At 53.6% G+C, this 12,066-nt stretch carries 13 protein-coding genes; 7 read left to right on the top strand and 6 right to left on the bottom strand.

Going from position 1 to position 12,066, the window contains the following annotated elements; translation table 11 throughout:
- Positions 1 to 17: 17 nt before the first annotated feature.
- Positions 18 to 725 (top strand): hypothetical protein, encoded by a 708-nt coding sequence (locus tag MFFC18_RS25310; protein WP_075082482.1) that lies wholly within the window; start codon positions 18 to 20, stop codon positions 723 to 725.
- 94 nt (positions 726 to 819) lie between these two features.
- Positions 820 to 2,355: a permease gene (locus MFFC18_RS18210; RefSeq protein WP_075082530.1), complete on the top strand. Its 1,536-nt coding sequence runs from the start codon at positions 820 to 822 to the stop codon at positions 2,353 to 2,355.
- Positions 2,356 to 2,423: 68 nt separating this feature from the next.
- Here the strand turns inward: MFFC18_RS18210 and ruvA are convergent, their stop codons facing one another.
- The 3 genes from ruvA to ispF are packed head-to-tail and all read right to left on the bottom strand — an operon-like array spanning position 2,424 to position 4,050.
- On the bottom strand, positions 2,424 to 3,056 hold the full coding sequence (gene ruvA / locus MFFC18_RS18215; RefSeq protein ID WP_075082481.1) for a Holliday junction branch migration protein RuvA: 633 nt from the start codon (positions 3,054 to 3,056) through the stop codon (positions 2,424 to 2,426).
- Positions 3,053 to 3,556, bottom strand: a complete 504-nt coding sequence (ruvC, locus tag MFFC18_RS18220; RefSeq protein ID WP_075082480.1) for a crossover junction endodeoxyribonuclease RuvC — start codon at positions 3,554 to 3,556, stop codon at positions 3,053 to 3,055. The genes ruvA and ruvC overlap by 4 nt, the downstream gene beginning before the upstream one ends.
- Positions 3,557 to 3,567: 11 nt before the next feature.
- The gene (ispF, locus tag MFFC18_RS18225; RefSeq protein WP_075082529.1) at positions 3,568 to 4,050 is read right to left on the bottom strand and encodes a 2-C-methyl-D-erythritol 2,4-cyclodiphosphate synthase; all 483 of its coding nucleotides are present in this window, start codon (positions 4,048 to 4,050) and stop codon (positions 3,568 to 3,570) included.
- Positions 4,051 to 4,413: 363 nt separating this feature from the next.
- Here ispF and MFFC18_RS18230 point away from each other — a divergent pair, with 363 nt between their 5' ends.
- Genes MFFC18_RS18230 through MFFC18_RS18240 form a run of 3 tightly spaced genes read left to right on the top strand, consistent with a single transcriptional unit; the run spans position 4,414 to position 7,160 of the window.
- Positions 4,414 to 5,439 (top strand): ABC transporter ATP-binding protein, encoded by a 1,026-nt coding sequence (locus MFFC18_RS18230; RefSeq protein ID WP_075082479.1) that lies wholly within the window; start codon positions 4,414 to 4,416, stop codon positions 5,437 to 5,439.
- Complete coding sequence (locus MFFC18_RS18235; protein WP_075082478.1) at positions 5,436 to 6,311, top strand: ABC transporter permease; 876 nt, start codon at positions 5,436 to 5,438, stop codon at positions 6,309 to 6,311. The genes MFFC18_RS18230 and MFFC18_RS18235 overlap by 4 nt, the downstream gene beginning before the upstream one ends.
- Before the next feature lie 3 nt (positions 6,312 to 6,314).
- Positions 6,315 to 7,160, top strand: coding sequence for an ABC transporter permease (locus tag MFFC18_RS18240; RefSeq protein ID WP_075082477.1), 846 nt, complete (start codon positions 6,315 to 6,317; stop codon positions 7,158 to 7,160).
- Between the two features lie 17 nt (positions 7,161 to 7,177).
- Here the strand turns inward: MFFC18_RS18240 and MFFC18_RS18245 are convergent, their stop codons facing one another.
- The gene (locus MFFC18_RS18245) at positions 7,178 to 7,861 is read right to left on the bottom strand and encodes a hypothetical protein (RefSeq protein WP_148618973.1); all 684 of its coding nucleotides are present in this window, start codon (positions 7,859 to 7,861) and stop codon (positions 7,178 to 7,180) included.
- A gap of 363 nt (positions 7,862 to 8,224) precedes the next feature.
- Between MFFC18_RS18245 and MFFC18_RS18250 the strand changes: the two genes are divergently transcribed.
- Positions 8,225 to 9,754 carry a helix-turn-helix domain-containing protein gene (locus MFFC18_RS18250; RefSeq protein WP_075082475.1) on the top strand — a complete coding sequence of 510 codons (1,530 nt, stop codon included), beginning with the start codon at positions 8,225 to 8,227 and terminating at the stop codon, positions 9,752 to 9,754.
- A gap of 136 nt (positions 9,755 to 9,890) precedes the next feature.
- On the opposite strand, the gene MFFC18_RS18255 is transcribed toward MFFC18_RS18250, so the two are convergent.
- Together MFFC18_RS18255 and MFFC18_RS18260 are read right to left on the bottom strand one after the other, a co-directional pair.
- Entirely contained in the window at positions 9,891 to 10,583 is a 693-nt protein-coding gene (locus MFFC18_RS18255) for a hypothetical protein (protein ID WP_075082474.1), read from the bottom strand.
- Entirely contained in the window at positions 10,580 to 11,077 is a 498-nt protein-coding gene (locus MFFC18_RS18260; RefSeq protein WP_157665037.1) for an RNA polymerase sigma factor, read from the bottom strand. The genes MFFC18_RS18255 and MFFC18_RS18260 overlap by 4 nt, the downstream gene beginning before the upstream one ends.
- 305 nt (positions 11,078 to 11,382) lie before the next feature.
- Between MFFC18_RS18260 and MFFC18_RS18265 the strand changes: the two genes are divergently transcribed.
- Entirely contained in the window at positions 11,383 to 11,973 is a 591-nt protein-coding gene (locus tag MFFC18_RS18265; protein ID WP_148618974.1) for a hypothetical protein, read from the top strand.
- Positions 11,974 to 12,066: the final 93 nt, after the last annotated feature.

Here is a 12,066-nt window from a genome sequence, read left to right on the forward strand (position 1 = left end):
AAATCAGGAAATCTCAAATGCTTACCAAACAAAGCCTCCCAGGTGTTTCGTGGCTTCTCATTGCCGCAGCGTTTCTGTTCGTCGGCTGCGGCGAAGAAGTTGCAGTTGAACAGGCAGCGAAACCGTTGCCAAAACTTGACTTTCACAAACCAGAGAGTTTTGAAGCGGCGGTGGCACGGATTCGTGAAATCCACAATGCGATTGTGTCGGAAGAAGCACTTCCAGCGCCAATCACCTATACGGTTGTCGAAGTCAGCCACGCCCATGGCGACGGCAATCCTCACGTGCACTATCACCTCGCCGAAACCGAGGACCATTCGCACGAAGGACACGATCACGAAGGACACGATCACGAAGGACACGATCACGAGGGCCACGATCATGACGGTCATGACCATGGAGACCACGATCATCGCGACCCGTTCAAAGCGGAACCGCCACGGCATAAGGTTTCAGTTGACTTGTTCACGGAACTGGAGGACATCGTCCGCTGGTTGCCGGCGATCGCGTCAGACGGTGACCTTCCGCAGGATCAGTGGAATCAAGCCAACGCATTGTCTGAAGATATGACAGGGCGACTGGAATCGATCCAAGGTGACGGGATGCCACTGCTCCAACGTGCCAGCTATCAGGAAAAGGCTGCTGAGATGGAGAAATGCCTGGGCGAACTGGAGGCGATTGTTGTGCCAACGACTTCACCTTCCAAAAGCGAACCAAGCGAATAGCTCGCTCGGCGATGGCGTTGCGATGGTGTCCGTCGCGTCTGGCCTGACTGACACTGAACTAAACGCGGAACTTTTTCGGAATCGCAGAATCGCAATGCTGGAATACTATCTTTTCGGAGGCGGCTTACGTCTTGGACAAATCATCATCTATTCTTCTCTGTGGCTGGTGATCGGTTTCATTGTTGCAGGTATTTTCCGCAACATGCTGGGGCCCGCGAAAGTCAGAAAGCTGTTTGGTGAAGGAACGAAGCGTGGAATTTTTACCGGTTGGCTGATCGGAATGCTGCTTCCCGTCTGCTCGCTGGGAGCGATTCCGATCGTTCGCGAACTGTATCGCTCGAAAGTCAAAGGCGGAACGATCATCGCGTTTGGACTGACCGCGCCGCTGTTCAATCCGATGTCGATCCTCTACGGACTGACACTGTCAGATCCGATTGCCATACTTTCATTTTCGCTTTGCGCGTTGGTGATTGTTGGTTTGCTGGGCATTCTCTGGGACCGTTTCTACCCGGACACGGTAGAAGAATTCCCCGACGTCAAAATGCCTGCTCCTGGGATCAAGCGAATCGCGGCTGTCTTCTACTCGGCCGTTCGTGACGCGACAGGATCGACATTGATCTATGTCCTCATCGGAATCGCGTGCTCGGTTTTGACTGCGGTATCGTTTGAAAAAGGCCACTTGCAATACGGAGTCGAACAGGACAACGTCCTAGCTCCGGTGCTCGTCGCGGCCGTCGCGTTGCCGATCTACAGCACGCCGCTTTTGGCGATGAGTCAGGTTGGCGGAATGTTTCAACATGGCAACTCCATCGGAGGCGCGTTTGCGCTGCTCATTCTCGGCGCAGGAGCCAACATCGGGCTGCTGGTGTGGTTCAACGTGACCTATGGATGGAAACGGAGCTTGGCTTTCCTCACCTTATTGTTTGTGACGACGATTGCTCTCGCGTATGCGATCGACAAACCGCTTACACCGAAAGGCATCACACCGGCAGGCCATTCGCACGCATTCGATGTCTACACTCACCCGTTCAACAAAAGCCAATCAGATATCGGACGTATTTGGCGAACACAGCTTTCAGAATTTTGGCGAGTCAACGAGCTTGGCGGTACGTGGATTCTTGGCGGTTTCCTGTTGGCTGGAATCGTTATTCGATGCTGCGGCACGGCCCGGGTTGAGTCATGGCTCTATTCGGAATCTCCCGCACCGGAACGCAAATACGACTTCGATGTTCCCGGCTGGGTTTTGGGCGGTACGACGGTCAGCGGTTTGATCGCAGCGAGTGTCGTTGGATGCTATTTTTACTATCCGTCTCCGGAGCAACTGCTGCCGGACCTGTCCACGATCAACACCGAGTGCGTATTGTCAGCGAAGAACCAGCAATGGGAAGCCGCCGAAAAGTGGATTCCTTACGCAGACGATCTCTCGAGGCGATTGGAAGTCGGTGTGTTTTTGCGCAACGGTTCGGTCGACGAGTTCAAGACCGCGAAAGCCAAAACCTATCGTGACAAACTGGACAAGCTAAAAGAGCTGGTCGAGCAGCGTGAAGGCGAAAACATCGAGGCTTACGCGATGGACCTTTCGAAATCCTATCAGCGGTTGAGCCGGGCGTTCAAGGACGAAGCAGAGTAACGGCAGGAACAGGCTAACCAGTTCGTGTCGCGTGCGGAATCGAGTCCGGAATTTCGGGCTCACTTCGGTTACTCCGCGTTCTTCTTTTCGTAGACGACGGACAGGAACGCGTCGACGTCTTTGAACTTCTTCTTTTCCACCAGCACGTCGTCGACCATCTTGCGAGACTCCTGCTCGGAATGCCCGAAACTGACCAAAATCTGATAGACCTCTTCCGCGATCGACGGTGCAGTGCCAGAGCCCTGATCGCCCTCGGCCGCAGGAACCAGCAAGGCAAAGCGAGCCATCTTGCGACGTAGTTTGGCCACGATCCGCTCCGCCGTTGCGGCACCGATTCCAGGCATCGTGGTCAACGTTTTCACGTCCTGTTGCTCGATCGAACGAGCCACATCCGGAACCGGTCGGACCATCGCTTTGAGCGCCTTCTTCACGCCCAACCCGTCGACCGAACAGAACACTTCGAAGAATTGCTTTTCCGCGACGCTGTTAAATCCGATCAAACGCGGCGTCATCCGGCCGCCTTTCTGCACATTGCCGTCGATGTACTGAATCGTGTGCAAAGTGATCTGTTCGCCCAGCTTCATCTGAATCTGCCGTCGCGTAAACTCGGGCACGAGGACTTCGTATTCAAACGGAGGCACTTCCAGAACAGCACAGTCGTCAGGCAGCGCGCACAGCAGTCCGGTAATTTTTCGAATCATAGAATGGAGGTCGGTCGTGAGGATAAAAAGTGGTGGCAGATCGCGATCGCGGCCGCATCCGCCACGTCCGCGGGTTCTGGAATGGAATCGAGATTCAACTGTGTCGCGACGGCGAGCTGAACTTGCGACTTTGGCGCTCGGCCATTTCCCGTCATGACTTTTTTGACTTGGGTCGCCGCGTAGGGCATCACCGAAACACCGTTTTCCGCGCACGCCAAACAGATGACTCCACGGGCGTGGCCCATGATGATCGCGGTCGTCGGATTCGCATAGTGACTGTACAGTTCTTCCAGTCCCGCACAATCGGGCTTGAGTCGTTGAATGACTTCGGTCAGCCCTTCGTGGATTTCTTTCAGCCGATCGCCGAGCGAATCTTTGCGCTTGCTGCGAACGATCCCGCCTTCCACGATTTGGAACTGATTGCCATCGGTATCGAGCACGCTGTAGCCCGTAATATTCAGGCCCGGATCGATGCCAAGGATTCTTGTTTTGCCGTCCATGAAGTTACCTTTCAGTCTTCCCGCGTCAGCAACGCAACGCACTGAGCCTGCATAATTTTTCCAGAGCCAACATCGCCGACGCCTTCTCCCGTTTTGGCTTTCACGCCCACGCAGTCCGGAGAGATGAACAGAATCTGGGCGACGCGAATCGCAATCGCTGGCTTGTACGGCGAAAGTTTTGGCTTCTGCGCGAACACAATGCAATCGAGATTGGCGATCGACCAACCTTCATCGGCAGCCCGCCGCCACGCGAGGCTCAACATTTCAGCCGAATCCCGGTTTTTGTTTTCTTCGGCGTTGTCAGGAAAGAGCTCACCGATGTCGCCCATCGCCGCGGCACCCAGAATCGCGTCGGTGATTGCATGCAGCAGCACGTCGGCGTCGCTGTGGCCGGCAAGATGAAAGTCAAACTCGATGTCGACGCCACCGATCTTGAGCGGGCCGCCTGGTTCGAGGCGATGCGTGTCGTGTCCGATCCCGATTCGATGTTGCATGTTGAGTTCTGCGTGGTTTGTCAAAGACGAAATGGTGGGTGCCATGATTGCGAATGTGTAAGCATGCTCACGAAAGCGCGAGGCATGGGCCCCGGTGCTTCTGTGAGCGACAGGGCGCTAGCCGTCGTTTCGCCGCACCCTCGATACCGGCGGCTAGCGCCGTGCCGCTCAATGGATCAACCCGTATTGGGCTTCCAGCGCGATTCGCGATTGAATCCGTGAATTTTACTCATCGGATACCGTCGCGACGCTCTTTCGGTAAGACTATTGTACGGCTCGCGTCTGAATCGACGTAGGCCATTCCACTCGCCTGACTCCGACCTATAATCTCGGCTCGCAAACGCTTCTTAAACACGCATCAAAATGCCCGTCATCGAGATCAAAAATCTGCACAAGTCCTACCGCGTCTACCAGAAACGCGAAGGAGTCATGGCTTCGATCAAAGGGCTGTTTAAACGCGAGTATCGCGAAGTCCACGCCGTCCGCAACATCAGCTTGACCGTCGAAGAAGGCGAATTCGTGGCCTTTCTGGGTCCCAACGGAGCCGGCAAAACGACGACGCTAAAACTGCTCTCCGGCGTCATCAACCCGACCTCCGGAAGCTGCACAGTGCTGGGCCACGTCCCCTGGGAACGTCAAAACGAATACCGCCGACGTTTCGCCCTGGTGATGGGCCAAAAGAATCAGCTTTGGTGGGACTTGCCTGCGATGGAATCCTTTCGGCTGAACCAACACATCTATGGGATCGCCGCCGAAGAGTTCAATCGAACGCGTGACGAACTGACCGACATGCTGGACGTGACGCGGTTGCTATCCCAGCCCGTTCGCGAACTGTCGCTGGGCGAGCGGATGAAGATGGAGTTGATTGCGGCGCTATTGCACAAACCCGATGTGCTGTTTTTGGACGAGCCCACGATCGGTCTGGACGTGATCGCTCAACACAAGATCCAACAGTTCCTCAAGCATTATCAGGAAGAGCAGAATAACACGATCCTGCTGACCAGCCATTACATGAAAGACATCTCTGCGTTGTGCAAACGCGTCGTCATCATTGCCGGTGGCTCGATCTATCACGACGGATCACTGGAAGAGATCGTGGATCGGTTTAGCAGTCACAAAATCGTAACGCTGCAAATGGCGAACGATTCTTCGCTGGAAGGTTTGCAGAATTTGCCGAACGTGATTTCCGTTCAGGCGCCGAAGATCAAGTTTCGTGTCGAACGCGAAGACGTCGGCCAAACGCTGAGCGAAATTCTTGGCTTGCACGACGTGGACGATATCGTCGTTGAGGATCCTCCGCTAGAGGAAGTGATTTCGAGCGCGTTTTCGGACGCGGCGAAGCGACAGGAAGCTTTCGAACTGGAAACTGCCGAGGCGATCAAGGGATGAGCCAAGCCGCCGTTTCCAGTCCGCAGCAACTTACATTTTGGCAGAAAGTCCAGATCTGGTGGACGTTCTTTCAAGTCTCGATCAATGAACGCCTGGTCTACCGCGGCGATTTCATGATCGGCACGCTGATGCGATTCTTGCCGACACTGACGCAAATTTTCCTCTGGTGGGCGATCTACGATGTCGTGGCGCAAACCGGTTCGGACACGATCGCCAGCTATCGATACGGTGACATGGTGGCGTACTATTTGATGGTCACGATCGGACGTGCTTTTTCCAGCATGCCGGGTTTGACCAGCGGAATTGCGAATCAGGTCCGCAACGGAGAGATCAAGAAGTTCCTGATCCAGCCGATCGACATGCAAGGCTGTTTGCTGGTCCAGCGGATTGCTCACAAGCTGGTTTACTATTTGATTGCGACGTTGCCGTTCGCGTTGGTGTTCTTTCTGTGCCGCGAGTTTTTCATCGATGGTTGGCCGTCGGCGGAAGTCTCGATGGTCTTTTTCGCCTCGCTGATCCTCGGTTTCCTGCTCGGGTTTTTCATGGAGAGCGCGATCGGGCTGATCAGCTTCTGGTTCCTGGAAGTCACTTCGCTGACGTTCATCTACATGCTGTTCAACTTCCTGTTGTCCGGGCACATGTTTCCGCTGGAGTTGCTGCCGGAGTCGCCGGTAAACATTCGAGCTTTCGTTGAGTTCCTGCCGTTCAAGTATCTGGCCTATTTTCCTGCGGCCGTGTTTTTGGGCAAAGTCGACGGGCCGGAGATGTATCGCGGTTTGGCGATCGAGGCGTCGTGGGTTCTGTTTTTCATCATAGTTTCGCGAATCATGTGGCTTCGCGGCGTGAAGCGTTACAGCGGATACGGAGGGTAACCCATGAGCCCGTCTTACCTCAAAGTCTTCTTGACCTTCGCTCGCAACTCGCTTGTCCGCGACATGAGCTTTCGGCTCAACTTCATTTTGACGTGCTTTTCATCGGTGTCCTGGGCGTTGATGAACTTTCTGCTGTTCAAGATCGTCTATCAGCACACCGAATCGATTGGAGTCGGCACGGGTTGGTACGAGAACGAATTCTTTATTTTTTTGGGAACGATCTGGATCATCAACAGCCTGATCCAAACGTTCTTCATGACCAACGCCGAAGAATTCTCTGAGATGATCCGCACCGGCAATCTTGATTTCGTGTTGCTCAAGCCAATCGACACGCAGTTCCTGATTTCGTTCCCCCGAGTCAACTGGGCTCAGATCCCCAACGGTCTACTCGGGCTGGCGCTGGTGATTTATTCGTTGGGTGAACTGACAAACGATCCCGAAAAAGTTATCTCGGTCGGACCTTTTGAGTGGCTGCTGTATGCGTTCTATATTGGCTGTGGCGTGCTGGTGATGTACAGCGTGATGATCATCATGGCGTCGACAAGCATTTGGTTGGGACGGAATCAGAACCTGCATACTTTCTGGTTCTACATCACCAACTTCTATCGCTATCCGATGGAGATCTATCAGAAGTCCGGGATCGGCATGGCGCTCTGGGGCACGTTTACTTTTGTGATTCCAATTCTGGTCGTCTCCAATGTGCCGGCCCGAATTTTGGCTCAACCGATGGAAAGAGGTTGGTACAGCTGGCAGTCGGCGTACGCGATCTTCGCGGCTGCCGCGTCGTTGATGATCAGTCGCTGGGTGTTCAGGACGGCGTTGCTGAGCTATCGAAGCGCCAGCTCATAGGCCAAACTCAGGCCACCTCAATTCGTCAGTGCTGGCGGATATGGCTTGCCGTTGGATTGAAGGACGATTCGTTCGAGCGGAATTCCGATGGCTTTGGAAAGCTTTTGTGCTTTCTTCCAGGCCAGATTGTATTTGTCCGCCAACAGCGGCCACTTCGCGATGACTTCCTTCCCATCGCGCACGACCAGATCCAATTCCGAATAGCTGGATGCACCCTGGCTGCCGGGCTCGGGATCGTGCTGTGTATAGCGAAGGATCGAGCCAACAGGTAGCTCACGTTTGTAGCTGACATCGCCTTCGAGCGTAAAAGTTCGGTCCGCATAGACCGTCAGAACTTCAGCCGGCCACGCATCGAAGTAGCGAACTTCTCCGTTGATAAACATGCGGAAAAGAATCAGCTGGCCGACGAAAATCAAAACTATGAAGCTCAGAAACGTCACCGCAAAATCGCCGTCTGGCTTGGCATGCCAAACCGCCAACCCTACGGATCCGAAAATCACCAGCCCAACGACAGGGATAATTACGACTCCCAAAGTTTCGCGAAGCCCCCAGCCTTGCCTGAGAACGAGGCGAGCTTTGAAAGCATCCGAGTCGCTGCCTTCGACCACCGACCATCGTTTGGGCTCGTTGGCATAGCAACGTGTTTTGTCCGGTCCGCGGCACAATAGCGGAATGGGTTTCTTTTCGTTGAACATGGCCATAGACCAACCAAACTCCCAATAATTCAGGTTGTGATCAATATTCAGTCGCCATCGAATCCGCCTGGTCAGGCTGTAGTGGGGAAATGCGCTACGATGGATTGAAAGGCCGAATCCGCCGAAATGTCCAGAAGACGTGTGGAATTCCAGCGGCAAGGCTTGCGAACCACTCTGTAGACAACAGCCAGGATCGAATTTTGTTGCATCCGTCGGGAAATCGACGCAAAATCTGACAGATTTCAAAGTTGGCAAGTTATACTGTTTGGGCAATCCAAACTTGACACCGTCCGAGTCAAAATCGGGCGAAACACCTAGAATATAGCAACCTTTCGCACACGCGTTCGAGACGACACGGAGCCAAAAAGCATGTCAAAACTGATTCCGATGGAACAAGCCGCAACAATGTTGGGCATGTCAGTAGAGCAAATCAACGAGCTCCGCAGCAACCAGGAAATCTTCGGATACAAGGATGGAGGCACCTGGAAGTTCAAGATGACTGAACTTGAACGTGTCGCTGACAATCTCGGAATCAACCTTGGCGGACTTGGCGACGCAGCTGCGGCCGTCACCGACAAGGCCAAAGACGTTGCTGACAGCTTTGACGATTTGGACTTCGGCGATTCAGAAGAACTGTTGCTCGACGACGACTCTTCTGGCGATTCGATGGGCTTGGACATTGACGAAGATTCTTCCGTTGAGTTGATGCAGAGCGCAAAGTCTTCCGACATCTTCTCTGACCTCGAAGAAGACGGCGTGACGCTGGAAGACAGCGGACTTTTGCCGTCAGGCACGTCGAAAGATTTGGACAAAAAAGACGACGATCTTTTGATCAGCAACAGCGACGAAATCGATTTGGGCGAAAGCGGCAGCCTCAAACTTCAGGGCGAAAGTTCACTCAAGCTCGACGACAGCGGCGTCTTGAGTCTCGGTTCGGGCTCGGAAGTTCTCGACGATGACGACCAACTTTCTTTCGGCACCAGCGACATCAGCCTGGCTTCGGGAAGCAGCAAAAAACTCAAAGACGGCGACACTGGTTCGGATGTGCTCAGCGGCGAAGAAGCTTCTGAAGGAAGCGCTTCGGACACAGGAAAGATGCTCGGCGAAGCCGGCGGCGACGATCTGCTGTTGGCCGAAGACGATCTGTTCGAAGACGATTTGGTCCTGCAAGACAGCGCGTCTTTCGAAGACAGCTCTGACCTCGGCAGCGATTTTGACGAAAGCGATCTGATTCTCGACGACAGCGATTCCAGCTCAGAATTGGCTTTGGAAGCCAACCAGTCAGGCATCTCGTTGAGTCCCAACGAAAGCGGCATTTCGCTCGGTGATGAGCCATTGGAACTTGGCGGATCGGACATCGATGAGCTTGAGCTTCCTGAAGACGACATGATCGTTTTGGAAGATGCAGCCGATCCGGAAGCGGCGACGATGATGCAGGAAGACGATTTCAACCTGACGCCTCTTGAGCAATCGCTCGACGGAGACGACTCAAGTGGATCGTCATCGCAGGTGATCGCACTGGAAGACTCTGAAATATACGCGGACGAATCAGAAGCAACGATTCTTGGCGAAAGCGACGCCAGCTTTGGCGAGCCTGCGTTGGTAGACGATGGCTTCGGTGCAGAAGCAGGTTTCGCTGCGGGTGCTGCTGCCGCCGGTGGCGCGATGATCCCGGGCATGGCGATGGACGGCACTATGGTGCAAACGGGTCCTGCGGGCCCTCCGGAAGCTGAATATTCGCTGATGAACCTGTTGGCACTCGGCGGAGCTGCCATGATCATTTTCCTCGGAGCATTGCTGGCCTTCGACACCTGTCGCAACCTTTGGGTTGGCGATGGCTCGGTCGTTTCGAGCGGCTTTTTGAACTTCGTGATCGAAACACTCGGCATGAAAAATTAGGCCGTTTGGCTCTGCTAACAAAGAATCACCAAAAGCGATCAGCAATTTATGCTGGTCGCTTTTTTCTTTGGACTTCGGTTGCGGACGCAGCGGCCATTCTTTGCAAGCCACTCGATTTCGCAACTAACCGTATCGATCAACCTTTTGAGCTATTTGGCATCGACGCGTGCCAATCTCTCTTGAATCCATCGAATCCGTCAGCATTGACCTGATGGCACTCTGAGCAATTCACCAACCTGGAAAATTCCAGGTGCTCCTCTTTCGCGAACTCACCCTTCTCGATCAACAGGTGACATTTCGCACAATCAGATAGCCCGCCGGGATGAGCTTCAAAAAACTGTTCGTCGCCATAAAACCAGTCTTTGAATATTCCAACCAGCGCCGCGTCACCGACAGCGGGCAACCGATGACACAGACTGCAGTCTTCGAACTGTTCTTGTTGAGAATGTCCATGCAACAGATTGAATGCCTGGACATTAAACGCAACGGGTGTCAAATTTCCAGCGGAGGATCCAGCGGAGGATAACTCCGAATCAATGACCGCCGCACTGGTTCCGGTAATCGTTTCGCCAACGGGCACGAAAGAACTCCCCAGCCAAATGCCCGCCAGCATCGCAACTGCAGCCGTCGACAAAATTGCTGCCCAGCCAAACCGGGCAGGGTTTGAAACAGGCGACGAGAGGCTCACCTCATCCTTGGAGCTCAAGCTGGCGATTGCCGTGTCCAGCTGACTCGACGGTTCACGCAACGTCATTTGTTGCAGCAACAATTCAACGTCAGCTGCCCCTTGATCGGGTGATTGGACTCCTCGAGATTCGCCTCGATTCATAGCTGGCCTTTCAGATGATCTTTCAGTTTCAGCAACGCCCGACGGTATCGAGTCGCCATTGTTTTCGGAGACGTTTCGGCCATTTCCCCAGCCTGCTCAAATGTCAAACCAGCGAAAATTTTCAAAACGACAACTTCTCGCTCAAGCTCAGCCAATCCATCGATCGCAGCCCGAAGCTGTTCGGCTCGTTCCTGAGTCAACATCGCATCGTCAGGTGAAGCCTGATCTTCCCGTTGCTGTACGCTCTCAAACAGACTTTCGCCCAGTCGCTGTTGCCGTTGCTGATTCCGCTGCAAGTCGATCGCGCAATTGCGTACGCATCGAAAAACGTAGGGAACCATTTTGTCATCTTCAATTCCGCCGATCGGAATTGGAGCGTCGTGCAAACGGGCAAATGCATTCTGAATCGCGTCTTCAGCGGTTTGTCCACATCCGAGGATCGAAAGCGCGTACGTAAACAAACCCTGGCGGTGTTCTCGATACAAGCTTTCCATGCACTGTTTCATGAATTCCGTTTGGTCACTGGCTCTCAGACCGCGGCAACATTCAATAGACGATTGTCGAATCGATTTTGCTTCAGAAAAGTTTGAAGAAATTTTGGGCGGCCGTTCGTTAGTAAAGCAGACGCGGCCTGCAACCATTAACTCCTTGCGACATTATGTCCTGCAGGGAAGGGCAGGGGGCGATTCCAATTCTCAATCGTTTTCACAACTTGGCGATCGCCCATAGGACTTGTTCCATTAACGCATATAATTGGTTATCAACCATCCATCGGCCTTTCAAACCTACTGTACCTGTGTTGTTTTCCATCTCCAAAATTTTAGTTTCTGCGAGCCTTGTTGTTGGCTGCGCCGTATTCGTACTTTTCGCCGGATGCAAAGAAGAACCGCAAATCGTTACCCATCGAATTCCCAAATCTCAATCGGGATTGGAGGACCTGCGTAACGAGGCAGCAGATCCCGACAACAAATCGGAAGCCGCGCCGGCGAAGTTCCCAACGCCTGACGGCTGGACGCGTGGCAAATCCAATCCCATGTTTCCCACTGAAAAATTCCTCAAGGATTTCGACGGTAACGAGGTCGTGCTGAGCATTATGTCATTGCCGGCTTCGAACGATTGGGAATCCAACGTGCAGCGCTGGCTTGGACAAGTCGGGATGGAAAAGTCGCTTGCTGAAATCAAGTCGATGACGACGCAGGTTCCCGTTGACGGCAAATCTTCGTCGAAAGTTCGCTTGCTCGCTGACGATTCGGATAGCCAAGCCATCGTCGGGATCATGGCTTTGAAAAGAAACACAGCCTGGTTCATCAAGTTGATGGGTGAGAAGGCTGCGGTCGAGTCAGCGGAAAGCGAATTCGACGCTTACGTGGATTCGATCAAGCTACCCTAGCAATCGAAACGAAACCCGGCTTTAACAGGTCGGTTTAATAGATTCCTACGCCTGAGACGAAGCGTTTAATCAAACCCAATTGTGGTGGAAACG

It is taken from the genome of Mariniblastus fucicola (assembly GCF_008087665.1).
In the GTDB taxonomy this organism is placed as follows: domain Bacteria; phylum Planctomycetota; class Planctomycetia; order Pirellulales; family Pirellulaceae; genus Mariniblastus; species Mariniblastus fucicola.

Bases quoted from the DNA above. Each gene is read 5' to 3' on its own strand.
- ispF (WP_075082529.1), bottom strand. From the start codon at position 4,050: ATGCAACATCGAATCGGGATCGGACACGACACGCATCGCCTCGAACCA.
- MFFC18_RS18230 (WP_075082479.1), top strand. From the start codon at position 4,414: ATGCCCGTCATCGAGATCAAAAATCTGCACAAGTCCTACCGCGTCTAC.
- MFFC18_RS18260 (WP_157665037.1), bottom strand. From the start codon at position 11,077: ATGGAAAGCTTGTATCGAGAACACCGCCAGGGTTTGTTTACGTACGCG.
- MFFC18_RS18210 (WP_075082530.1), top strand. From the start codon at position 820: ATGCTGGAATACTATCTTTTCGGAGGCGGCTTACGTCTTGGACAAATC.
- ruvC (WP_075082480.1), bottom strand. From the start codon at position 3,556: ATGGACGGCAAAACAAGAATCCTTGGCATCGATCCGGGCCTGAATATT.
- ruvA (WP_075082481.1), bottom strand. From the start codon at position 3,056: ATGATTCGAAAAATTACCGGACTGCTGTGCGCGCTGCCTGACGACTGT.
- MFFC18_RS18240 (WP_075082477.1), top strand. From the start codon at position 6,315: ATGAGCCCGTCTTACCTCAAAGTCTTCTTGACCTTCGCTCGCAACTCG.
- MFFC18_RS18245 (WP_148618973.1), bottom strand. From the start codon at position 7,861: ATGGCCATGTTCAACGAAAAGAAACCCATTCCGCTATTGTGCCGCGGA.
- MFFC18_RS18235 (WP_075082478.1), top strand. From the start codon at position 5,436: ATGAGCCAAGCCGCCGTTTCCAGTCCGCAGCAACTTACATTTTGGCAG.
- MFFC18_RS18250 (WP_075082475.1), top strand. From the start codon at position 8,225: ATGTCAAAACTGATTCCGATGGAACAAGCCGCAACAATGTTGGGCATG.
- MFFC18_RS18255 (WP_075082474.1), bottom strand. From the start codon at position 10,583: ATGAATCGAGGCGAATCTCGAGGAGTCCAATCACCCGATCAAGGGGCA.
- MFFC18_RS25310 (WP_075082482.1), top strand. From the start codon at position 18: ATGCTTACCAAACAAAGCCTCCCAGGTGTTTCGTGGCTTCTCATTGCC.